General features: G+C 58.2%; 19 protein-coding genes and 1 other RNA gene. 14 read left to right on the top strand and 6 right to left on the bottom strand.

Annotation, left to right across the window (positions count from 1 at the left end):
• Positions 1-2: 2 nt before the first annotated feature.
• The gene (locus Q9R35_RS16070) at positions 3-614 is read right to left on the bottom strand and encodes a hypothetical protein (RefSeq protein ID WP_125303644.1); all 612 of its coding nucleotides are present in this window, start codon (positions 612-614) and stop codon (positions 3-5) included.
• Between the two features lie 327 nt (positions 615-941).
• Between Q9R35_RS16070 and Q9R35_RS16065 the strand changes: the two genes are divergently transcribed.
• A complete protein-coding gene (locus tag Q9R35_RS16065; RefSeq protein WP_125303642.1) occupies positions 942-1367 on the top strand; it encodes a PACE efflux transporter in 426 nt (141 codons plus the stop codon).
• A gap of 63 nt (positions 1368-1430) precedes the next feature.
• On the opposite strand, the gene Q9R35_RS16060 is transcribed toward Q9R35_RS16065, so the two are convergent.
• Entirely contained in the window at positions 1431-1820 is a 390-nt protein-coding gene (locus tag Q9R35_RS16060) for a helix-turn-helix domain-containing protein (protein WP_042483714.1), read from the bottom strand.
• Between the two features lie 151 nt (positions 1821-1971).
• Here Q9R35_RS16060 and Q9R35_RS16055 point away from each other — a divergent pair, with 151 nt between their 5' ends.
• Together Q9R35_RS16055 and Q9R35_RS16050 are read left to right on the top strand one after the other, a co-directional pair.
• Entirely contained in the window at positions 1972-2583 is a 612-nt protein-coding gene (locus Q9R35_RS16055) for an NAD(P)-dependent oxidoreductase (protein ID WP_063688425.1), read from the top strand.
• Between the two features lie 16 nt (positions 2584-2599).
• Entirely contained in the window at positions 2600-3079 is a 480-nt protein-coding gene (locus tag Q9R35_RS16050) for a nuclear transport factor 2 family protein (RefSeq protein WP_086060850.1), read from the top strand.
• A 173-nt stretch (positions 3080-3252) separates the two neighbouring features.
• Here the strand turns inward: Q9R35_RS16050 and Q9R35_RS16045 are convergent, their stop codons facing one another.
• The 3 genes from Q9R35_RS16045 to xerD form a co-directional block, all read right to left on the bottom strand.
• Entirely contained in the window at positions 3253-4482 is a 1230-nt protein-coding gene (locus Q9R35_RS16045; protein ID WP_045930989.1) for an MFS transporter, read from the bottom strand.
• A gap of 336 nt (positions 4483-4818) precedes the next feature.
• Positions 4819-5313 (bottom strand): Cys-tRNA(Pro) deacylase, encoded by a 495-nt coding sequence (gene ybaK, locus Q9R35_RS16040; RefSeq protein WP_009461319.1) that lies wholly within the window; start codon positions 5311-5313, stop codon positions 4819-4821.
• Between the two features lie 15 nt (positions 5314-5328).
• Positions 5329-6225 (bottom strand): site-specific tyrosine recombinase XerD, encoded by an 897-nt coding sequence (gene xerD, locus Q9R35_RS16035; RefSeq protein WP_042483724.1) that lies wholly within the window; start codon positions 6223-6225, stop codon positions 5329-5331.
• 187 nt (positions 6226-6412) lie between these two features.
• Here xerD and modA point away from each other — a divergent pair, with 187 nt between their 5' ends.
• Genes modA through Q9R35_RS16020 form a run of 3 tightly spaced genes read left to right on the top strand, consistent with a single transcriptional unit; the run spans position 6413 to position 8559 of the window.
• Entirely contained in the window at positions 6413-7162 is a 750-nt protein-coding gene (modA, locus tag Q9R35_RS16030; RefSeq protein ID WP_026485228.1) for a molybdate ABC transporter substrate-binding protein, read from the top strand.
• Between the two features lie 18 nt (positions 7163-7180).
• A complete protein-coding gene (modB, locus tag Q9R35_RS16025) occupies positions 7181-7861 on the top strand; it encodes a molybdate ABC transporter permease subunit (RefSeq protein ID WP_086068777.1) in 681 nt (226 codons plus the stop codon).
• Positions 7858-8559, top strand: a complete 702-nt coding sequence (locus tag Q9R35_RS16020) for an ATP-binding cassette domain-containing protein (RefSeq protein WP_311220118.1) — start codon at positions 7858-7860, stop codon at positions 8557-8559. The genes modB and Q9R35_RS16020 overlap by 4 nt, the downstream gene beginning before the upstream one ends.
• On the opposite strand, the gene Q9R35_RS16015 is transcribed toward Q9R35_RS16020, so the two are convergent.
• A complete protein-coding gene (locus Q9R35_RS16015; RefSeq protein WP_042483735.1) occupies positions 8549-9361 on the bottom strand; it encodes a TOBE domain-containing protein in 813 nt (270 codons plus the stop codon). The genes Q9R35_RS16020 and Q9R35_RS16015 overlap by 11 nt on opposite strands.
• A 108-nt stretch (positions 9362-9469) precedes the next feature.
• On the opposite strand from Q9R35_RS16015, the gene Q9R35_RS16010 reads away from it, so the two are divergent.
• The 8 genes from Q9R35_RS16010 (at position 9470) to Q9R35_RS15975 (ending at position 20967) form a co-directional block, all read left to right on the top strand.
• Entirely contained in the window at positions 9470-12118 is a 2649-nt protein-coding gene (locus Q9R35_RS16010) for a hypothetical protein (protein ID WP_311220117.1), read from the top strand.
• Positions 12118-15420 (top strand): UvrD-helicase domain-containing protein, encoded by a 3303-nt coding sequence (locus Q9R35_RS16005; RefSeq protein ID WP_311220116.1) that lies wholly within the window; start codon positions 12118-12120, stop codon positions 15418-15420. The genes Q9R35_RS16010 and Q9R35_RS16005 overlap by 1 nt, the downstream gene beginning before the upstream one ends.
• A gap of 16 nt (positions 15421-15436) precedes the next feature.
• Positions 15437-15534: signal recognition particle sRNA small type (gene ffs, locus Q9R35_RS16000), an RNA gene on the top strand.
• A gap of 115 nt (positions 15535-15649) precedes the next feature.
• Positions 15650-18043, top strand: a complete 2394-nt coding sequence (gene dnaX, locus Q9R35_RS15995; protein ID WP_311220115.1) for a DNA polymerase III subunit gamma/tau — start codon at positions 15650-15652, stop codon at positions 18041-18043.
• A gap of 41 nt (positions 18044-18084) precedes the next feature.
• Positions 18085-18411: a YbaB/EbfC family nucleoid-associated protein gene (locus Q9R35_RS15990; RefSeq protein WP_009463063.1), complete on the top strand. Its 327-nt coding sequence runs from the start codon at positions 18085-18087 to the stop codon at positions 18409-18411.
• A complete protein-coding gene (gene recR, locus Q9R35_RS15985) occupies positions 18411-19022 on the top strand; it encodes a recombination mediator RecR (RefSeq protein WP_003803396.1) in 612 nt (203 codons plus the stop codon). The genes Q9R35_RS15990 and recR overlap by 1 nt, the downstream gene beginning before the upstream one ends.
• A 105-nt stretch (positions 19023-19127) precedes the next feature.
• Positions 19128-20168: an ABC transporter substrate-binding protein gene (locus tag Q9R35_RS15980; RefSeq protein WP_042484403.1), complete on the top strand. Its 1041-nt coding sequence runs from the start codon at positions 19128-19130 to the stop codon at positions 20166-20168.
• Positions 20161-20967 (top strand): ABC transporter ATP-binding protein, encoded by an 807-nt coding sequence (locus tag Q9R35_RS15975; RefSeq protein WP_009463065.1) that lies wholly within the window; start codon positions 20161-20163, stop codon positions 20965-20967. Before Q9R35_RS15980 ends, Q9R35_RS15975 begins: the two co-directional genes overlap by 8 nt.

The following is a 20967-nucleotide window of genomic DNA, read 5'->3' as shown; positions in this document are numbered from 1 at the left end:
CTTTATAGCAATTTGCTGCGTTGCTGCTCGGCTCGCGAGGCGCCGATCGGCGTTTCGACTTGCTTTTGCTCTTCTGGAGGTGGCAGTACCGCAGGAAAGCCCAGGGACTGAATCCACAGTTCGCGAGACCAGCCCTGAGTGTGGTAGAGATGATGGCCTTCATCGGGAGCGACGGCATCGTGCGCCTGCTTGAGCAGAGTCGCCAGCTTTTTGTCTTTGCTCTGCTCGCCAACCAGGCCAATCAACTGCCAGTTCAGATGATCTTTGGTTTCGGCCAGAATCACGCATTCGGACGCCACCAGCTCAGCGGCTTTCGGGTCCCCAGCCTGCTTGGCCAGATCCATCGCCTTGACCAGTGCCGAGGCGATTTGTTTCAGCACTTGTCGGCCGGGTGTTTGTTTGGCGGGGTCCAGTGCCAGCTCCTCAAAGATACTTTTCAGCACCTGTTGATGTGTCAGCGTTTCTTCCAGGTAGCCTTCCCATTCTTTCTTCAGATCCGCGTTCTTGGCACAGGAAATGGCTGCTTTATAGACTTGCTCCCCGCCCAATTCGGTTTCCAGGGCTTGATACAAGAGTTCATGCAGCTGCTCGGTGTTCGCTTTATGTAATGTCATTGTTCGCTCCAGTTCATGGGTTGAGGGGTAGAGCTATCACCATAAATGCTGGAGCACACACAGATTATTCGATTTGATGAGGAGTGATACGGGCTGTGAATGGCGTAAGGCCAGGGTAACAATATGCCTGGGCAGGGCTTGAAAAGGGTTATTGGAGCTGGCCCACCAAACCGTCTGCGTGCCTGTGGTAGGATTGTGCGCTTTATCGCAGCTTCGATGCGGGCCAGGGGGCCTTCTCGTCAGGCTTGCCATTCTATTTTTGAACGCATCGTCTTGTTGGGCTGAACCGCGTTCAGCGCCAGGCTGATGCACCGCAGCAGGTTAGTCATGACACTCCAAGGTTGGAAACGCCGCGTTTTTTACGTGGGTTTGTTCGAGTTTTTTGCCATTGTTTTTTCTTCGTTTCTGCTGGCGTATTTTGCCGGTGGAGAAGCCTCGGAATCTGCGCCTATTGCAGTAGCGATCTCGGTGATTGCGATTGTCTGGAACTATGTGTTCAACACGGTGTTCGAGCACTGGGAGTCCCGCCAGGCCGTCAAAGGCCGTAGCCTGTTGCGTCGAAGTGTGCATGCGATCAGCTTTGAGGCTGGCCTGGTGATTGCCATCGTGCCTTTGTATATGTGGTGGTATCAGGTCGGTTTGCTGGAAGCGCTGCGTATGGAAGTGGCCATTCTGGTGTTCTTCCTGATTTACTCCTTTATCTTTAGCTGGACCTTTGATCGGGTGTTTGGCTTGCCGGCCAGCGCGGCCTGAACCCCATCGCCCCAAAAAAAAGCCGCGTCATGCGGCTTTTTTGTTTCTGCTGAATTGGCTCTATCACCCCACCTGAGCCTCCCGACGCGCCTGGCAGATGCGCCCATGGTGTACGTCCGCCCATTTCACCAGTTCCCGCATGGGCACCAGAAAGGACTGCCCCAACTCGGTCAGCGTGTATTCCACGCGCGGCGGCACTTCTGCGTACAAGGTCCGTTGTACAAATCCATCAGTTTCCAGCCGCTTGAGGGTGCGCGAGAGCATTTGGCGGGAAATATCGCCGATTTCCCGACCCAGCTCGTTAAAGCGCATGGTGCCCGGCGCCAGGGATTCCAGGATCAGCAGGCTCCATTGGTCGCCAATTCGATCCAGTACATCCCGGATGGGGCAGGGTTGCTCAAATTCTTCCTGTATGGCGCTGGAAGCCAGTGTGGCTGTGCTTGTTGAGGACATGACGAGTCGCTTTCCTGTGTTCAATAGTCACTTCCGTGTGACCTGGTATGGCCTGCGTGACTTCTTGTGGACTGTGAAAAAACTGTCTAGCATCACGCTTAATGGTCTACTTTATAGACCAGGTCTTTATTTGAGCACACAAGGAGCTGTTATGTCTCGTATTGCATTGATAGGTGCTTCTGGCGAAGTCGGTTCGCGCCTTTTGAAAGAACTCTCGGATCGTGGTCATACGGTGACAGCGATTGCTCGCCATACTGAAAAAATTGCCAACCTGCCCAATGTCACGGTGGTTCAGGGTGATGTCAATGATCTGGACGGTTTGATTGCGCTGTTGAAAGGGCACGATGTGGCGATCAGCGCGGTGCGTTTCGCTTCGTCGGATCCTTCCAAGCTGATTACGGCAGTTCGTGCGGCTGGTGTGCAGCGTTATCTGGTGGTGGGCGGTGCAGCCAGTCTGGAAGTGGCCCCCGGTCAGCGATTGATTGATCAGCCTGCTTTCCCGGATGCCTACCGTACCGAGGCCTTGGGTGGCATTGCCTTTCTGGATCAGCTGCGTCAGGAAAAAGAACTGGATTGGACTTTCCTGTCGCCCTCGGCAGAGTTTGGTCCCGGTCAGCGCACGGGCAAGTTCCGTATTGGCAAAGACAGCCTTTTGGTTTCTGACCAGGGCAGCAAGATTTCTTATGAGGATTACGCCATCGCTTTGGTGGACGAGATTGAGCGTCCTGCCCACTCGCGCCAGCGCTTCACCGTAGGTTATTGAATCAGGAGCGGGACTGATGAAAGGGTTAATCCGATGGGTATCTCCAGTGTTATTAGCGGGCTCTTTCTTGTTGAGCACAAATGCAGCGTTGGCTGCCAATTCGCCGACTCGTGATGTGGCTCAGGAAGAGAGCAATCGCAAGCTAGTGGTCGATTTTTACGACAGCTTCTTTAACAAGCATCAGGTGCAGGAAGCGGCGGCTGTCGTAGCCGAGGACTATATTCAGCACAATCCGGAAGTGCCGGACGGAAAGGCACCTTTTGTGGGCTATTTTGGTGGCTATTTCAAAGAGAATCCGGAGTCCCATGCGCGGATTGTGCGTAGTGCGGCAGATGGGGATCTGGTCTATTTGCATGTGCATTCGACCAATGGCAAGGCCGATCGCGGACAGGCGGTAATTGATATTTTCCGGGTGCAAGACGGCAAGATTGTGGAGCACTGGGACGTGATTCAGGCCGTGCCGGAGCAGGCTGCCAATAGCAACACTATGTTCTAAGGACACTAGTTTGGGGTGGATGCTGAGCCCCGGTGCAAAGAGGATGTATGTGTACCAGAAATAAAAGACCCGCCATCACTGGCGGGTCTTTTTGTTGCTGGGGCAGTTAAACGGAGTTCTTGCCGGGGCAACAGTTTTTGTTTTTGCTTTGCGGTGTTTCGATTTAGAGTCGTCTAAGCCGTTTGCATCTTGATCTTGGCTTCGCGTATCGGCAGATTGACAATGGCAGCCAGTACGGCCAGCACAATATCGGCCCACCACATCCAGCTGTAGTCGCCAAAACGAGTCAGGGCAATACCGCCCAGCCACGCCCCCAGAAAGCCGCCGATCTGGTGCGAGAACAAGGCCAGACCGAACAGGGTTGCCAGATAGCGCGTGCCAAACAGCTTGGCGACGATATTGGCAGTAGGCGGCACGGTCGCCAGCCAGGTCAGGCCCAGGCCGATGGCAAAGATGTAGAACACCAGATCGGTTTTAGGCATCATCAAGTACCACAGGATCAGCACGGCGCGCGAGGCATACATCAGCGCCAGCACGTACTTGCTGCGCCAGCGGGCAATGCAGGAACCGGCGGCAATACTGCCAAAGATATTGGCCAGGCCGATCAGGGCCAGCGACCAGCTTGCTACCGAAGGTGGTAGCCCGCACAGGTCAATTTCCCCCGGCAAGTGGGTGACCAGAAAGGCAATGTGAAAACCGCAGGTGAAAAAGCCCAGGCTCAGCAGCAAGTAGCTGCGATCCTTCATGGCGCTTTTCAGTGTCTCGGCCAAGCCCGGACCGCTGGCAATCGGAGCAGGGTTGGGGGCTACTGCTGTTTTTTGAGCTTTGTTGCCTGGGCTCAGTTTGCGGATCAGGGGCAGGGTTAGCAGGGCGGTCAGGGCCAGGACCCAAAAGGTCGACATCCAGCCCACCCAGCCGATCAGCTTTTGCACTACGGGAGCAAAGACGAACTGGCCGAAGGAGCCGCCAGCATTGATCAGGCCCGAGGCCTGACCGCGAGCGTGATCGGGAATACGTTGGGCGGCCGCGCCAATCAGAGTGGAGAAGCTGGCTGCACCCGAGCCAATATTGGCCAGCAGGCCCAGCGTCAAGGTCAGGCCCAGCCCCGTGCCAATAAACGGTGTGACGGCACAGCCCAATGCCAGAATCAGAAGACCCGCGATCAGAACCCGGTCCGGGCCCCAGCGGTCAGAACAGGCACCGGCAATAGGCTGGATCGCACCCCAGGCCAGTTGGCCCACGGCCATGGCAAAGCTGATGGACATGATGCCCATGCCGGTTGCTTTATCGATGGGGCCGACGAACAGGCCAAAGGATTGGCGTATCCCCATGGTAACCATCAGGATGCCAGCAGCCGCCAAAGTCACCGTCATGACGGCGGGCTGGCGCAAGGATTGAAACATGGGGACCCCTCTCATTATTCAGGTTTGAATTATCTGGCGAAATGCCAAAGCGGTGCAATCACCTGCTTTTGCGAAGAGCGATGGGGCGGACAGTGTTGTCGTGCGCTGCTATCCAGTGCTAGCTCTTGTTGCGGGAGGAGGAGGAGGAGGAGGAGGAGGAGGTGGTGGTGGTGGTGGTGGTGGTGGTGGTGGTGGTGGTGGTGGCTGCGCGTGGCAGGAAGTATAGGGAGCAGAACTAGGCCGTTTAGTGCGGTGTTTGATGGTTCAAGCAAGTGCGGGACATAAAAAAAGACGGGCTGACAGCGCCGTCTTTTTTATACCTGCCGCTAAGTAAGATCAGCCTTTTTCCAGACCAGCCTGCACTGGGCGCGCGCCCAGTTTGTCGATCAGAACCTGGGGATTGATACCTAGCAAATAGCCGCGTCGGCCACCATTGATGTAAATGGTGTCGAACTCCAGCAGTTCTTCTTCCAGCCATACAGGCATGGCCTTGCGAGTGGCAAAAGGCGAGGTGCCGCCAACCATATAGCCGGAATGACGCTGGGCCACCTCCGGCTTGCAGGGGGCGATCTTTTTCGCGCCGGTCTGACGGGCCAGGTTCTTGGTGGAGACTTCACGGTCGCCGTGCATCACGATGATCAGGGGCTTGGCGCTTTCATCTTCCATGATCAGGGTCTTGGCTACCCGGTGCAGGTCCAGACCCAGCTGGGCTGCTGCTTCCATGGCTCCGCCATGATCGACATAGTTGTAGCTATGCTCGGTAAAGGAAATGCCATTTTTACGTAGCCACTGCGTGGCCGGTGTTTCGCTAACGTGTTTTTCTTTAGCCATATCTTGGTCGTGCGCTCAGGCGCGTGGATGATGGGCTGCGTGCAAGGCTTTCAAGCGCTCACGTGCCACATGAGTATAAATCTGGGTCGTAGAAATGTCGGCGTGTCCCAGGAGCATCTGCACTACGCGCAGGTCGGCCCCGTGATTGAGCAGATGGGTGGCAAAAGCATGGCGCAGAACGTGCGGGGACAAGGGGGCCAGAATTCCGGCCTGTACCGCGTATTTCTTGACGATCAGCCAAAAGGACTGGCGACTCATGCAGGTGCCGCGCCCGGTAATAAAGACAAAATCGCTGCGACGCTGGCCTAGCAAGGCAGGGCGGGATTCCTGCATATAGCGTTCGATCCAGTGCAGCGCTTCCTGCCCCAAGGGCACCAGCCTGTCCTTGCCGCCCTTGCCCTGGTCGATGCGCAGTACGCCATCGCTCAGGCTCAGGTTTTGCAGGGGTAGTTCAGTCAGCTCCGTGACGCGCAAACCGCTGGCATACAAAGTTTCCAGCATGCAGCGGTCACGCAGGCCCAAGGGATTATGTATGTCTGGTGCGGCCAGCAGGCGCTCTACCTGTTCTTCAGACAAGGTATGCGGGACACGCGGGGCTTGTCGGGCGCTGCTCAGTTCCAGGCAGGGGTCGTCCTGCCGCATGCCTTCTTGCACCGTCCAATCGTAAAAGCGGCGCAAGGTGGCCAGCCTGCGGTTGGCCGTGCTGGCCTTGCTCTGACCGGCCTGGCTGGCCATCCATTCGCGCAGATCGCCTGCTTCCAGTTGCTCCAGTGGCTTGCCTTCGCGCTCTTGCTGAGCCCATTCCTCCAGCCGCTCCAGATCCTGCCGATACGCTTGCTGCGTGTTGGCGGACAGGCCGTCCTGCAACCAGAGCATGGTGATGAAATCGGAAATCAGACTGGCTTGCGTCATGGGGATGAAAAATTCGGAAAGCGTGGCTGTTGGCGTGCTTTTGGGAGCCGGGATGAGGCAGGAAAGCCCTCATGCTATCACTCCGGGATGATGAGCTTCATTCAGCAGAGGGGTAGATTTACGCTATATACCTATATATATTTCCTGATTATACTAATTCGTTACACCCGTCCCGGAGGAGAAAACAATGTTCAAACGCGTCGTATCGGTAGCCGCCTTATCCCTGTTTCTGCAAGGCACTGCACAAGCCGATGAGTTGGTGGTAGCCGCCGCTGCCAGCCTGACCAATGCTTTCAAGGAACTGGCAGGCCAGTTTGAGGCAGAGCACCCCGGCACCAAGGTGCTGACCAGCTTCGCCGCATCGGATGTATTGCTGCAGCAGATCGTCAATGGCGCTCCGGTGGATGTGTTTGCCTCGGCCGACCAGAAAGCCATGAACAAGGCGGAAGAAGCCAAGGCTGTGGATCCTGCTACCCGCAAGAATTTTGTACAGAATCAGGTTGTGCTGATTGTGCCGACTGATAACCCCGCCAAAGTGAGCAACGCTGGCGATCTGGGCAAGGCAGAAGTCAAACGCGTGGCTTTGGGTAACCCGGCTGTTGTGCCTGTAGGCCGCTACACCCAGGCTGCTCTGGAAAAGGCCGGTCAGTGGGACGCAGTCAAACAACGCGAAATTCTGGGGCAGAACGTGCGCCAGGTGCTGGATTACGTTGCCCGCGGTGAAGTGGAAGCCGGTTTCGTGTTCGCTACCGACGCGGCCATCATGAAAGACAAGGTGGAGGTGCTGGAAGTGCTCAAGACCACGGAACCTGTCACTTACCCCATCGCCCTGGTGCAGCGCGAAGGCCGTAATGACAAGGCCCAGGCCTTCCAGGATTTCGTCATGTCCGAATCCGGGCAGCAGGTGCTGGCAAAATACGGTTTTGCCAAGCCTTGACAGGATTTTGATAGACGGATGACTTCACTTTGGATTCCCCTATGGTTGTCGCTCAAGGTCGCCGGTTGGGCGACCTTGTTCGCCTGTGTGCTGGGTATAGGAGTGGCCTATGCCTTGTCACGCTGGCAGTCGCGCTGGTGTGACCTGCTTGACTCCATCCTGACCTTGCCCATGGTCTTGCCACCTACCGTCATCGGCTATTACCTGCTGGTCTTGCTGGGTCGGCGCAGTACTTTTGGGCAATGGCTCTCCGGCATGGGTATTGAACTGGTCTTTACCTGGCAGGGCGCGGTGATTGCCGCTACTGTCGTCGCTTTTCCCATGATTTTGAAGGCCGCGCGTGCGGCTTTTGAGGATGTGGACCCCCGCCTGGAAAATGCGGCCAGCGTGCTGGGTCTGAAGCCCCTGGCCATCTTCTTTCGTGTCAGCCTGCCTTTGGCAGCGCGTGGCATCATGGCAGGCGTTTTGCTGGCCTTTGCCCGCGCTTTGGGCGAGTTCGGCGCTACGTTGATGATCGCGGGCAGCATACCGGGGCGCACCCAAACCATGTCCATCGCCATTTACGAGGCAGTCCAGGCAGGGGAGGATCAGCAGGCATTGGTGCTGGTCGCTATTATTTCGATTACTTGTGTGCTGGTCCTGTGGAGTACCAGTGCCTTGTCACCCCGTCACGTACGCCGTAAAAGAGGGATGCAATGAGCCTGACTGTACAGATTCAACGCACCGTGGTCAGCGAGGCCCGTCATTTCGACTTGAACATTCAGATTCAAACCGAAGCCCGTCATATTGCCCTGTACGGGCCTTCGGGTTCGGGCAAGTCCTTGACGGTGCAAAGCGTGGCGGGCTTGTTGTGGCCCGACCATGGCCGCATTCAAATTGGCGATCAGGTCTATTTTGATTCTGAAAAAGGCATCAACCTGAAACCACGCGAGCGTCGGGTGGCGTACCTGTTTCAGGACTACGGCCTGTTCCCGCATCTGACCGCAGCACAGAATATTTGCTTTGGTCTGAACACGGGCTTGTTCAACCGCTCCGTGCGAGACATGCCTGCGGCTGCCCAGCGTTGGGTCGAGGCGTTTCAGCTGGAGTCGGTATTGAGCAGCTACCCCGCCCAATTGTCGGGCGGGCAAAAGCAGCGTTGTGCCTTGGCGCGAGCCTTGGCCATTCAACCTCAGCTGCTCTTGCTGGATGAGCCATTGGCAGCCCTGGATCAGGATTTGCGGGCTCGTTTGCGGGCTGAACTGACTCAGTTGCAAAGCCAGATCGATATTCCCACTATCTTGATTACCCACGATCCTGAGGATGCCAGGGCCCTGGCCCAAGAGGTCTATCGTATTCGCGAGGGGCGCATCATTGAATGCTGTACCAGCGCGGATCTGGAAGTCCTTACAGCGTAGCGATCATCACGCTGGATGCCTTGAACAGTGCATAGGCGGATTGGCCTGCTTCCAGGTGCAAGCGCTGTGTGCTGTCCAGGGTGATGCTGGCGGTTACTGTCAGGCCCTGTGGCAGTTCCAGGCGTACTTCTGCATTGACGGCACCGGTAATGACGTCGGTAATGGTGCCGGGTAGCTGATTGCGAGCGGATAGAGAGTTGCGGGTGTCGCCCGTGCCAATCATGATCGAGGACGCTTTCAGAAAAGCCAGAACCTTCTGCCCTTCACGCAGGCCCAGGTTTTCCGTGCTTTCCCGTGTAATCGAAGCAACAACGGTTTGGCCCTGGCCAATATCCACATGAATTTCGTCATTGACGGCGCCGGTCTTGATCGTGGTAACGATGCCGGGCAGTTGATTGCGAGCCGAAGTTTGCATGATCATGGTTTGGAGTAACTCCATTTGAGTTGCCACGGAAGGCATTAAACGACCAATACGGCTCATGAAGCGTTGATGCAGCCGGTCGTAGGTTTGATACAGCTCCAGCAGTTCGATGGCTTTGGGCGTCAGGGTGGCACCGCCACCACGATGACCGCCCGTACTGCGCAGCACCAGAGGTTCGCCCGCCATATTGTTCATGATGTCGATGGCGTCCCAGGCCGCCTTGTAGCTGATGCCAATATGACGGGCAGCGGCAGAGATCGAACCTTGCTCGGCAATGGCGGCCAGCAAGGCCATACGGCGGGCGCTACCCCAGGTGTGGTCGCCAGTGCGCAGCGACAGGCTGCCGGTTAATTCGGTATTGGGGGTGTTTGAACTAGACATGGTGATAAGTGTAAGGGCGGGAACAAACTAGGGATAGAGCGCCGGTACAATGGCCGGATCAGCGCTGCTGGCCGTTCTGTTTTCTTGCAACCTTAACTGGTTTTTTCTATGTACGACACCCCTGCTGTTTCCATGGCTCAATTGCAGGAGCTCAATAGTGCCGAGACGGTTGTGTTAACCGTGAACAAGCGCTATGCGCGCCGCCTGCTGGGGCATTTGTCGGCTCGTCTGGCCGGTGCTGGCGGGACGGTGGCCGTGCCGGAAATTGTGCCTTTGGGTGCGTGGCTGGCGCAGGCCAGCGATCAGCTTTGCTTTTCCGAACAATGGCAACCGGCCGCGCACCAGATGGATCGTTTCGCCGCCTTGCAGCGCTGGGAGCACAGCATCGAGCAGTGCGAGGAAGAGGGTTATTTCCTGGATGTAGGCCAGGCAGCGCGCCTGGCCTGTGAAGCCGATACCTTGCTGGATGAATGGAGTATCGAGCTGAAACCCGGTGAGGCCAGCGTGGATTTCGAGCGCTTCATGCAGTGGCGCGCTCACTATCGGCAAAGCCTGGAACAGGCGGATCTGGACGACGCGAATTTGGCTGCGGAACGTGTGCTGAAAGCGGTGCAGGCCGGTGCCTTGCATATGCGTCATCGTCATATGGTGCTGCATGGTTTTCATGAATACTCCCCGCGTCTGCAAAGCCTCTTGAGTGGTTTGCAGGATATGGGGGTGGAGATTCTGCAACTGCAGCACGAAGAGGCTCCGGCAACAGAAGTTCATCGGGTGCAGGCACAGGATGCGGATACGGAATGGCGCCTGGCTGTGCAGTGGGCGCGTCGTCAATTGGACGAGGACCCGGATCGCACAGTAGCCATTGTGGCCGCGCAGCTGGAAACACAATTGCCCTTGGTGCATCGCCTCTTGCGGCAGGCCATGCACACGGATCAAGGTGCTTTGCCCTATAACGTGGCAGCAGCCCGATCCTTGGCTGAGTGGCCAGTGGTTGAAGCGGCCATGGCCTGGTTGAAGGCCTTGTTTACGCTGGCGACCAAGGGGCAGGCCGAGCCCGCCATGCTGGGCGATGCCTTGCGTTTGGGCGCGTGTCAGGCAGAACAGTCCGAAGCAGGCGGCCGTGCTCGCATTGACAAGGCCTGGCGCGACAATCGCATCACGCAAATGAGCCGTAAAGAATTTGCCGACATGCTCAGCTTTCACACGCCCGAACTGGCTCTGGCCTGGGGCAAGGCGGTGGAGCGCTTCGAGTCCGTGTCGGCCGGCGCTCAAGGGGTGGATACCTGGGCTTCGGTCATGCGCCAATGCCTGGAGGCCTTGGGATTTCCGGGAACCAACCGTCTGGACAGTGCTCAGTTTCAAACCCTGGAAGCGTTGGAAGCCTTGCTGCTGCAACTGGCACAGCAAGCTCCTGTCCTGGGTCGCATCAGTGCCTTGAAGGCGCAAAGCGCGTTGGCACGCATGGCCCGTGAAAATCTGTTCCAGCCACAACGTGATCCGCGCTCCCGTCTGGATGTGCTGGGTTTTTTGGAGGCGGAAGGCGGGCGTTGGGATGCCGTATGGGTGCTGGGCCTGACCGATGATATTTTGCCTGCCGCCGTCAAACCGAATCCCTTGATTCCTGCCCAGGTGCTGCGCCGAGTCTCGGCACCTCGCAGTACGCCAGAGCGGGAGCTGGAGTGGGCGCGCTGGATGCTGAGTGCCTTGCTACGCTGTGGGAATCAGGTTTTGCTAAGTGCGCCTTTGCATCAGGGCGAACAGGAGCTGAGGCCCAGTCCCTTGATTGCTCATTGGCCTGTGCTTGAAATGCCTTGGGCGGTGCAGGCAGAGCAGGCCGTCGCACAGGAAGCCTTGCTGGACGAGCAAGGCCCCAGTCTGAAGCTGGAAGAGCGCATACGCGGCGGGATCAGCGTGCTGGATACGCAGGCCCGCAACCCCTTGTGGGCGTTTGTGAAATTCCGTTTGCATGGTCAGGCCTTGCCCGATTACGCCCGTGTCGGTGATATGAATACACGTGGGATGTTCCTGCACCGCGCCGTCGAATTGTTCTGGCTGCGTGTGAAGGATCAGGACAGCCTGCATGAGCTGATTGGCGAGGATTCGCTGCTGGATGTGGTGCACGCATGTATCGAACAGGCCGCTCAGGAAGAGCTGGCCGATTATGGTCCGGTGCTGCGCAGCCTGGAAATGGAGCGGGGTCTGGCCGTCTTGAACGAGTACGCCCATCAGGAAGCCCAGCGCCCACCGTTTGCTCTGGGGGCGACGGAGCATGAATTGAGTTGGAGTCGAGGCTTGCTGCGTCTGAACCTGCGCTTGGACCGACTGGATGATCTGGCTGATGGCGAGCAATTGCTGCTGGACTACAAAACCGGCATAGGCGAGCTGCGGCCCGATAAAGACTGGCTGCGGCCCAGACCCGTGAATCTGCAATTGCCGTTTTATGCTGCCGCCTTGCAGGATCAAGGCCGTAGCGTCAGTGGTTTGGCCTTTGTACGCTTGCATGCCCGTCAGGTGGGCTTAAGCGGTTTGGCCGCGCCCGGCATGGATATTGATGGCCTGACCGAATTGGAAAGCGCCCAGCAGTGGACCGCGCAAATCGCGCAGTGGAAACAGGCGGTGGAAGGTCTGGCAGATGAGTTCCTGCAAGGGCAGGCCGCCAACCAGATCTGGAACCGCAATGATTTGCTGTACTGCGATGTTTTGCCTTTTTTACGTTTGTTCCAGGAAGACCTCCAAGACAATGGAGGAGAGGTGTAATGCTGACAGTCCCTAGCGATAGCCCCGCCCGTGCACGGGCACTGGACCCCGAGTCCTCCTTTCTGGTGCAAGCCCCAGCCGGTTCCGGCAAGACAGAGTTGCTGACTGACCGGATTCTGGCCCTGCTGGCTCGCGTGCAACGGCCAGAGGAAATTGTGGCCATTACCTTCACCCGTAAAGCTGCGGCTGAAATGCATGCGCGTGTGCTGGAGAAGCTGGCCGCTGCCAATCAGGAACGCCCTGCCGAGCCCTACCGGGTACGCAGCTGGGAGCTGGCGCGCGCGGCCATGCAGCGCAATCAGGAGCAGCAGTGGGATTTGTTGGCCTACCCGGCTCGTTTGAGTATCCGTACCATCGACTCCTTGTGTGCCCACCTGGTGCGTGCCATGCCCTGGATTACGGGGCTGGGCGGGGTGCCGGCCATTACCGATAAGGCCCAGGAGCATTACGAAGCGGCGGCTTGGGCCACGCTGGAGATGGCGGAAAGCGTGCCCAGCGTGGCGCGCTTTCTGGAACATATGGATGTGAACCTGCTGCAGGCGCAAGCTCTGTTGGCCGGTATGTTGGCCAGCCGCGATCAGTGGCTGCCAGCCGTGGGGCAGGGCGGTGATGTGGCGCTTTTGCAAGACAGCTTGCGCGAGGTGGTGGAGCAGCAGCTGCAGCAGCTAAGCGATTCACTGCCACCCGGTTGGGCGCGGACTTTGGCCCCCCTGGCCTGCTTTGCGGCCTCGAATCTGGAAAGCGGCGATGTGTTGGCCTTGGCGGATTGGCAAGGCGATAACCTGGCCCCGGTCATGGACGATCTGCCGCGCTGGCGTGGCCTGGCCGCCTTGTTGCTGACGGATAAAGGTGATCTGCGTAAGAGCCTGACAGTGCGTAATGGCTTTCCCCCGAAAACAGCACAAAAAGAAACTCTGACGGAGTGGTTAAGCAACTGCCTGGGGACAGAGCCCTGGATTGCCCGTCTGGCCAGTGCCCGCCTTTTGCCCGAGCAATACTCCCCCCAGCAGCAAGAAGTCCTGTCCAATCTGATTCAGGTTTTATGGCTGGCTGCGGCGCAATTGAAACTGCGCTTTGCCGAGAAAGCCGAGGTCGATTTCACCGAGATTGCACAGCGTGCTTTGCAAGCCCTGGGCGATGCGGACGAGCCGGGCGAGTTGCTTTTGCGCATGGACAGATCCATACGTCATTTGCTGGTGGACGAGTTCCAGGACACCAGCCAATCCCAGGTGCAATTGCTGGAGCGCCTGACCAGTGGCTGGGAACCGGGCGATGGGCGCAGCCTGTTTCTGGTGGGCGACCCCATGCAGTCCATTTACCGTTTTCGCAAGGCGGAAGTGGGTTTGTTTCTGCAGGTCTGGCAAGCGCGACGCCTAGGCGAAGTAGAGCTGGAGCCGCTGAGTCTCAGCAATAACTTCCGCTCGCACCCGCGTTTGGTGGAGTGGGTGAACAAGGTGGGGGCGCAACTGTTTCCGGCTCGACCTGATCCGGATCTGGGCATGGTCACCTACGAACACTCGACTGCTTTCAAGCCTGATATTCCCGAGTGGGCGGTGCACTTTCACCCCTCCTGGCATTTCCGGGTGGCACGGGGAGAGGATGCCGTGCCGTCGCAACAAGCAGCCCAGGAGCGTGCGGTGCAAGAGGCGGTTCAGTGCGCAGCTCAAGCTCTGGAACGTTATCAGGACAGTGAGCATCCGGTGGCAATTCTGGTGCGAGCACGTTCGCACTTGCATGGTTTGGTGCGCAAGCTGGGCGAGCAGGGCATACCGTGCCGAGCCGTAGAGCTGGAACCCTTGCAACAGCGCCCTGTGGTGGCGGATTTGGTGCAATTGGTCCGTGCCTTGGCTCACCCGGCAGATCGACTGGCCTGGCTGTCCGTCTTGCGCTCGCCATTGATCGGCTTGCGTTTGGAGAGCCTGCATCGCTTGTGCGCCTTGCATCCCACCCAGACCTTGGCCGAGCTGACGCAGAATCAGGAGTTTCAGGATTGGGATTCGGACGAGCGGGCCCGTCTCTTGTTTGCCTGTCAGATCTTGCTGGACCGGAGAAATCGCAGCGGTTTGATGCCGTTTGCAGCCTGGGTGCAGGAGTGCTGGACGCGCCTGGGTGGGCCGCAGGTTTATCCAAGCCTGGCCGATCAGGCCGATGCCGAACAAGTTTTGCGGCTGCTGGAGGAGCTGTGTCCCTATGGACCGCCCGATCAGCAGCAATTGCAGGCCCGCGTGGAGTCCTTGTATGCCACCCCGCAAGGTACGGGCAAGGCCGTGGAGGTGATGACGATTCACAAATCCAAGGGGCTGGAGTTCGAAACCGTCATCTTGTTTGGCTTGCACAAGCAATCGGCAGCCGATTCCGAACCCTTGATTCGTCTGGAACACAGCGCCGAGCGCCTGATTCTGGGGCCGATCAGCCATAAAGGCAGCGAGCAACGCGATCCGGTGTCGCAGTTTCTGGCAGCGCGGGAACGTATCCGGGCCGAGCAGGAAAGCCACCGTCTTTTATATGTGGCCCTGACGCGAGCCCGTCAGGAGCTGCATTTGTTTGCGGAACTGAGCATCACCCAGGACAAGGGCCTGCGTGAGCCGGATGGCCGTTCCTTGTTGAGCCGTGTCTGGCCCGTCCTGGATCAGCCACAGGCTCCGGTTTGGCAAGCCGAGCAGGGCGCACAGCAAGAGGAGTCCGGGCAAAGTTCTGCGGCATTGTTGCAGCGAGTGGTGAGTCTGCCCGCTGCACCACCCGAGCAGTTGCCAAGCGCCAGCCCGCAGTATCAAAGCTGGCAGTGGTCCCTGGACACGACTCATGAAAAAGCCATTGGTACGGTTGCCCACGACTGGCTGGAAAAGCTGGGTCGTGAAGGTCTGGAGCAGTGGCCGGTAGAACGCTTGCAGCAAAGCCGCGCCGTGATGCGTCGCCAGTTGCAGCGGGCCGGTGTGCCCGCCACCTATCTGGATGACGCTGCCCAGTCCTTGTTTGAGGCCATTGCCGCAACCGTGCAGACCGAACGGGGCCGCTGGTTGCTGGGTGTCAGCCGCGCCTACCGTGAATGGTCCTTGCTGGACGTCAGCGGCCGGGTGTCGATTATCGATCTGGCCATTTCCCAGGAAGATCACTGGCTGGTGGTGGATTACAAGACCGGACGACCTGCCGAGCATGAAAGCCTGGACGATTTCAAGGCCCGGATGCTGGATCGTTATGCGCCGCAATTGCAGCGTTATTGTGAGCAGGTGCAGGCTCTGGATGGACGGCCCGCGCAGGCTGCGCTTTATTTCCCGAGAGCCGATCTTTGGCTGCCGTATTAATGCTACACTATTGGTCGGCGGGCCCCTCCGCATGGTTCGGCGGTGAATCTGGTCAGGTCGGGAACGAAGCAGCCACAGCCGTGCAGAATCAGTGCCGGAGTCAGGCTCGCCACTTCATTTGCTTATCGGGTTATGCGCGCCCGGTCTATCTGCTTCCCTTCAGCACCGAATCCGGTACACTTTTCCTTTCGCTTATTTGTATTGATGGTTCACGCCGTCCGGAATTCGCATGACCTATCTCGTTCTGGCCCGCAAGTGGCGCCCTCGCTCCTTTGACACCCTGGTTGGTCAGGACCACGTGGTGCGCGCTTTGACGCACGCCCTGGATACCCAGCGCCTGCACCATGCCTGGCTGTTTACGGGCACACGCGGCGTGGGCAAGACTACCTTGTCACGTATTCTGGCCAAGTCGCTGAACTGCGAAACCGGCATCACCTCCAAGCCCTGTGGCGTTTGTCGCGCTTGTACCGAGATTGATGCTGGTCGCTTTATTGATTATGTAGAGCTGGACGCCGCCTCCAACCGGGGCGTGGAAGAGATGACCCAGCTGCTGGAGCAGGCGGTCTACGCCCCCAGCTCGGGCCGCTACAAGGTCTACATGATTGACGAAGTTCACATGCTGACCGGGCACGCCTTCAACGCCATGCTCAAGACGCTGGAAGAACCGCCAGCGCACGTCAAATTCATTCTGGCCACCACAGATCCGCAGAAAATTCCGGTTACGGTCTTGTCGCGCTGTTTGCAATTCAATTTGAAGCAGATGACAGTGCCTGCGATTGTGGGCCACCTGCAGGACATTCTGACCCAGGAAGAAATGCAGTTCGAGCTGCCCGCCTTGCGTTTGCTGGCGCAGGCAGCCGATGGCTCCATGCGGGATGCCTTGTCGCTTAGCGATCAGGCCATTGCTTATAGCGCGGGCGATCTTAGCGCCCAGGCTGTGCAAGCCATGTTGGGCACCATTGATCAACGCCACCTGGCGCAGTTGCTGCAAGCGCTGGTCGCTTATGATGCGCAGGCCATTATGGGTGTGGCCGATGATCTGGCCTTGCGTGGCCTGTCTTATTCGGGCGCTCTGGCTGATTTGGCAACCTTGTTGTCCCGTATCGCCATCGAGCAGCGCATTCCCGGCACGATTTCTGATGATGATCCTCTGGCAGAGGCGGTGCGGCAATTAGCGCCCATGCTCTCGCCCGATCATGTGCAGTTGTTTTATTCGGTAGCGGTGCATAGCCGTCAGGAGCTGTCTTTGGCTCCGGATGAGTACGCCGGTTTTGTGATGGCGTGCTTGCGCATGCTGGCTTTGCTGCCCGAGCCTGTCTCGGCGTATGTGCCACCGCCAGCAGGGCCTTCGGGGTCTGATACTGCTGGTGCTGGTGCGGCTCAGGCTGCTCCCGCTCCTGCGGCAGCCCTCGCTGCCTCTGTTGATGCCGCCGCCTCTGCCGCGCCTCTACAGCAAGCTGCGCAGGGTGCGCAAACAGAGCCGAGCGCACAAACTGCACAAGCAGCGCAAACCACTCAGCCTGCGGTTAACCCACAGGCCGCGCCTCAGCAGGCACAGGCTTCTGCCCCTGTAGTCGTCCCGGTTGCTGATGTTGCCAGTGCACATGCAGCCCAAGCAGCGCCTGTCGCAGAATCCATCCCGGCTGACGACGATTTTGTCCCGGCCTGGGAAGACGCTCCTGAGCCTGCCGGCGCGCAGGTCAGCTATGAATCTTCAGAGTCTGCCCCAGCGGATGCAAGCTTTGAAGCCGGTTCCGCGACCAGTCAGCCTCAAGAAGCTGCGACTGCAGTTGCTGACAGCAGCGCTGTTGAAGCCGCCCAAGCGGCATCGACTCCGTCAGCCCAGCCAGCCGCAGAGCCCATCTCCGCATCCCAGGCTGATTCCTCTGCCGACCCTGTAGCGGAATCCTCCAAAGCCCAGGGCAAGAGCAGTGCTCAGCCCCTGATGTCGTCTCAGGCTCAGGCCGCCGCCCGAGTAGAACCCGTGGCTGAAGAAGCGCCGCCAGCCGTCTCCACCCAGGACGGCCCGGAAGAACCCGCCTGGCTGTCCGAGGGCATGGACGAAGAATTCGAGAATTACCAGCCTTTGGATATGGACGCAGCTCGTGCCGAAGAAGACGGCGATGTACCGTCTGTGTCCATGTCTGATCGCTTCATGCCCGACACCGAACTGGGCCTGCCCGTGCCGCAGAGCGGTTCGGACAGCCCGCGCACCGTGCGACTGGGCGGCATGAAACCGGAAACCTGGCCCGATGTGGCAACCAGCTTGCCCTTAAGCGGCTGGGCCGCCGAACTGGCCCGCCAGAGCGAATGGCTGGGTGTGAAAGGCCAGGAAATCCACTTGCGTGCCAAAATCAAGGCCACTGAAGGCAGTCAGGGCAAAGCGCGCTTGCGCACCGTTCTGTCGGAATACTTTGCCCAGTCCATTCAGTTGGTGATCGAATACGGGGATACAGGCGATGCTACCGCGCATGCCGTGGAGCAGGCCAAGCTGGCCGAGCGTCAGCGACAGGCCGAAGAGCAGGTTGCCCAGGATCCCTTTGTCTTGAGCCTGATCCAGGACTTTGACGGCAGCGTCAAAGCCGGGTCGATCAAGGCTGCTCCTTTGGTTCGGGCCGCCTGAATGGCCCCTTGTCAATTTATATCAATCAGGAAAACCAAACCATGATGAAAGGTCAGATTGCCGGCTTGATGCGCCAGGCGCAGCAAATGCAGGAAAACATGAAAAAGGCTCAGGAAGCCTTGGCCGATATCGAGGTCGAGGGCGTTTCCGGTGGTGGTCTGGTCAAGGTCATCATGAACTGCCGCCACGATGTGCGCCGTGTCTCTATCGACCCCAGCCTGCTGGAAGACGAAAAAGAGATGCTGGAAGATTTGATTGCTGCTGCCTTTAACGATGCACAGCGCAAAGCCGAGGCAACCTCGCAGGAAAAAATGGCGGGTGTTACCGCTGGCCTGCCACTGCCACCCGGTATGAAGTTCCCGTTCTAATGAACGAACCGCAGATCGCTGAGCCCGAACCGCTTCGGGCTCTGATCCAGGCTCTGCGTCGGCTACCCGGTGTGGGCGAGCGTAGCGCTCGCCGCATGGCTTACCATTTGTTGCAACACGATCTGGTAGGCGCCGACCAATTGAGCCGCGCTCTTGAACATGCCACGACGGCACTGCAGCACTGCCAGCGCTGCAATGGTTTCACTGTTCAACCTATCTGTGAAACCTGTGCCAATCCCCGCCGTGATCCGGCGTTGTTGTGTGTGGTGGAGACGCCTGCCGATCAAAACATGATTGAGGCTACGCATGGCTATCGAGGCCTTTACTATGTGCTGATGGGGCGTTTGACGCCGCTGGAAGGCATAGGCCCGGATGCCTTGCAATTTGACCGCTTGCTAGAGCGAGCCGGTGATGGCCAAGTGCAGGAAGTGATTCTAGCGACCAATTTCACCGCAGAGGGCGAAACCACCGCCCATCATTTGGCGGAAATGCTCACTAGCCAAGGTTTGAAAGTAACTCGACTGGCACGCGGTGTGCCAGCCGGGAGCGAGCTGGAGTACGTAGACCCCAGCACCATTGCCTGGGCCTTGATGGAGCGTCGCGCCACGTAATCGGGTTTGACCGCTTGGCGGACAAGGGGGGGACACCCCCCTTTGTTTTTTAGTATAAGTATCAAACCTAAATAATTAATGACCAACAACAAGAAGGGGATTGCCATGAAACTGACTCGTCGTCATGCACTCAAGCTGGTTGGAGCATCGGGTCTAGCGCTGTCATTGCCAACGCTGGGCCGTGCGCAAGAAATCGAGAAAAAAAACCTGACCATTGCCGTGGGCGGCAAGGCGCTGATCTACTATCTGCCCTTGTCCATTGCCGAGATCAATGGCTACTTTGATGACGAAGGTCTCAAAGTCAAGGTGGCGGACTTTGCCGGCGGCTCCAAAGCCCTGCAAGCCGTCGTGGGCGGTAGCGCCGATGTGGTATCGGGTGCGTTTGAGCACACCATCAACTTGCAGGCCAAAGGGCAGATGTACCGCGCCTTTGTGCAGCAGGGGCGTGCACCCGCCATTGTTTTGGCTGTGTCCAACAAGACGATGGCTGACTATAAGTCGCCAGCCGATCTGAAAGGCAAGAAAATCGGTGTGACCGCACCGGGCTCCTCGACCAATATGATGGTCAACTTCTATCTGGAACAAAACGGTCTGAAACCCTCGGACGTGGCCTTTATCGGTGTAGGCGCTGGTGCCGGCGCCGTCACCGCCATGCGTACCGGTCAGATTGATGCCATGGCCAACCTGGATCCGGTTATTGGCACCTTGCTTAAAGAAAACGAAGTCCGTGTCATTGCTGACACCCGTACGGTTGCGGATACCAAGACCATTTTTGGCGGCAACATGCCTTCGGCCTGCCTGTACGCCTCTGAAGAGTTCATTACCAAGAATCCCAATACGGCTCAGGCTTTGGCCAACGCCATTGTGCGCGCCGACAAATGGATTCAGGCCAACGACGCTGAAACTATTGCCAAGACCGTGCCTGCGACCTACCTGCTGGGTGACGTGGAGCTGTACAAGCAATGTCTGGATGCCAATAAGGAAGCACTCTCGCCGGATGGCCTGGTTGATTCTGATGGCCCGACGACCGCCTTGAATGCACTGGCCGCTTTTGTGCCGAATCTGGACGCATCCAAGATTGATATCAGCAAGATCTACACCAACGAATTTGCTGACAATGCCAACAAGAAGTACCCCAATGTCTGAGGCAGCACTTTCTTTAGATAACATCAGCTGTGTTTTTGCCTCCCGGGATGGCAAAGGTACGTATACAGCGGTTCGTGACGCCAGCCTGAGCATTGCTCCAGGCGAATTTGTGTCGGTTGTAGGCCCAACGGGCTGCGGCAAGTCCACGCTCCTGAACGTAGGGGCGGGTTTGCTGAGCCCTTCGTCGGGCGAAGTGCGTGTGTTCGGCAAACCCCTGGAAGGGGTGAACGAGCGCGCTGGCTACATGTTCCAGGGCGAAGCACTGATGCCCTGGCGCAGTGCCGAATCCAACGTGATGGCCGGTCTGGAGTTTGCTGGTGTCCCGCAGGACGAGGCCCGCGCCCGTGCCCAGGAGTGGCTCAAGCGAGTCGGCCTGGGTGGTTTCGGGGATCGTTACCCGCATCAAATGTCTGGCGGTATGCGCAAACGCGTCATGCTGGCCCAGACCCTGATTCGTGATCCCGACATCATTCTGATGGATGAGCCGTTCTCGGCGCTGGACATTCAGACCCGTCAATTGATGGAAAACGAAGTGCTGGAGATCTGGATGGCGCAGCGTAAAGCCGTGCTGTTCATCACGCACGACCTGGACGAAGCCATTGCCATGAGCGATCGAGTGGTGGTTCTGTCAGCCGGGCCGGGCACTCATCCCATCGGCGAATTTCATGTCGATCTTCCACGTCCTCGTGACGTGGCCGAAGTACGCAACGACCCCCGCTTTGTCGAATTGCATGCGGCGATCTGGGCCGTCCTGCGTGATGAGGTTCTGAAGGGTTATGCCCAGCAAAAGCGTGCCTGA

This window comes from Alcaligenes sp. AB3 (assembly GCF_031844565.1).
GTDB lineage: Bacteria > Pseudomonadota > Gammaproteobacteria > Burkholderiales > Burkholderiaceae_B > Alcaligenes > Alcaligenes faecalis.
This window is presented reverse-complemented; position numbering and strand designations above follow the sequence as displayed.

Coding starts and splice junctions, on each gene's coding strand:
- Q9R35_RS16070 (WP_125303644.1), bottom strand. CDS start 614: ATGACATTACATAAAGCGAACACCGAGCAGCTGCATGAACTCTTGTAT.
- Q9R35_RS16065 (WP_125303642.1), top strand. CDS start 942: ATGACACTCCAAGGTTGGAAACGCCGCGTTTTTTACGTGGGTTTGTTC.
- Q9R35_RS16060 (WP_042483714.1), bottom strand. CDS start 1,820: ATGTCCTCAACAAGCACAGCCACACTGGCTTCCAGCGCCATACAGGAA.
- Q9R35_RS16055 (WP_063688425.1), top strand. CDS start 1,972: ATGTCTCGTATTGCATTGATAGGTGCTTCTGGCGAAGTCGGTTCGCGC.
- Q9R35_RS16050 (WP_086060850.1), top strand. CDS start 2,600: ATGAAAGGGTTAATCCGATGGGTATCTCCAGTGTTATTAGCGGGCTCT.
- Q9R35_RS16045 (WP_045930989.1), bottom strand. CDS start 4,482: ATGTTTCAATCCTTGCGCCAGCCCGCCGTCATGACGGTGACTTTGGCG.
- ybaK (WP_009461319.1), bottom strand. CDS start 5,313: ATGGCTAAAGAAAAACACGTTAGCGAAACACCGGCCACGCAGTGGCTA.
- xerD (WP_042483724.1), bottom strand. CDS start 6,225: ATGACGCAAGCCAGTCTGATTTCCGATTTCATCACCATGCTCTGGTTG.
- modA (WP_026485228.1), top strand. CDS start 6,413: ATGTTCAAACGCGTCGTATCGGTAGCCGCCTTATCCCTGTTTCTGCAA.
- modB (WP_086068777.1), top strand. CDS start 7,181: ATGACTTCACTTTGGATTCCCCTATGGTTGTCGCTCAAGGTCGCCGGT.
- Q9R35_RS16020 (WP_311220118.1), top strand. CDS start 7,858: ATGAGCCTGACTGTACAGATTCAACGCACCGTGGTCAGCGAGGCCCGT.
- Q9R35_RS16015 (WP_042483735.1), bottom strand. CDS start 9,361: ATGTCTAGTTCAAACACCCCCAATACCGAATTAACCGGCAGCCTGTCG.
- Q9R35_RS16010 (WP_311220117.1), top strand. CDS start 9,470: ATGTACGACACCCCTGCTGTTTCCATGGCTCAATTGCAGGAGCTCAAT.
- Q9R35_RS16005 (WP_311220116.1), top strand. CDS start 12,118: ATGCTGACAGTCCCTAGCGATAGCCCCGCCCGTGCACGGGCACTGGAC.
- dnaX (WP_311220115.1), top strand. CDS start 15,650: ATGACCTATCTCGTTCTGGCCCGCAAGTGGCGCCCTCGCTCCTTTGAC.
- Q9R35_RS15990 (WP_009463063.1), top strand. CDS start 18,085: ATGATGAAAGGTCAGATTGCCGGCTTGATGCGCCAGGCGCAGCAAATG.
- recR (WP_003803396.1), top strand. CDS start 18,411: ATGAACGAACCGCAGATCGCTGAGCCCGAACCGCTTCGGGCTCTGATC.
- Q9R35_RS15980 (WP_042484403.1), top strand. CDS start 19,128: ATGAAACTGACTCGTCGTCATGCACTCAAGCTGGTTGGAGCATCGGGT.
- Q9R35_RS15975 (WP_009463065.1), top strand. CDS start 20,161: ATGTCTGAGGCAGCACTTTCTTTAGATAACATCAGCTGTGTTTTTGCC.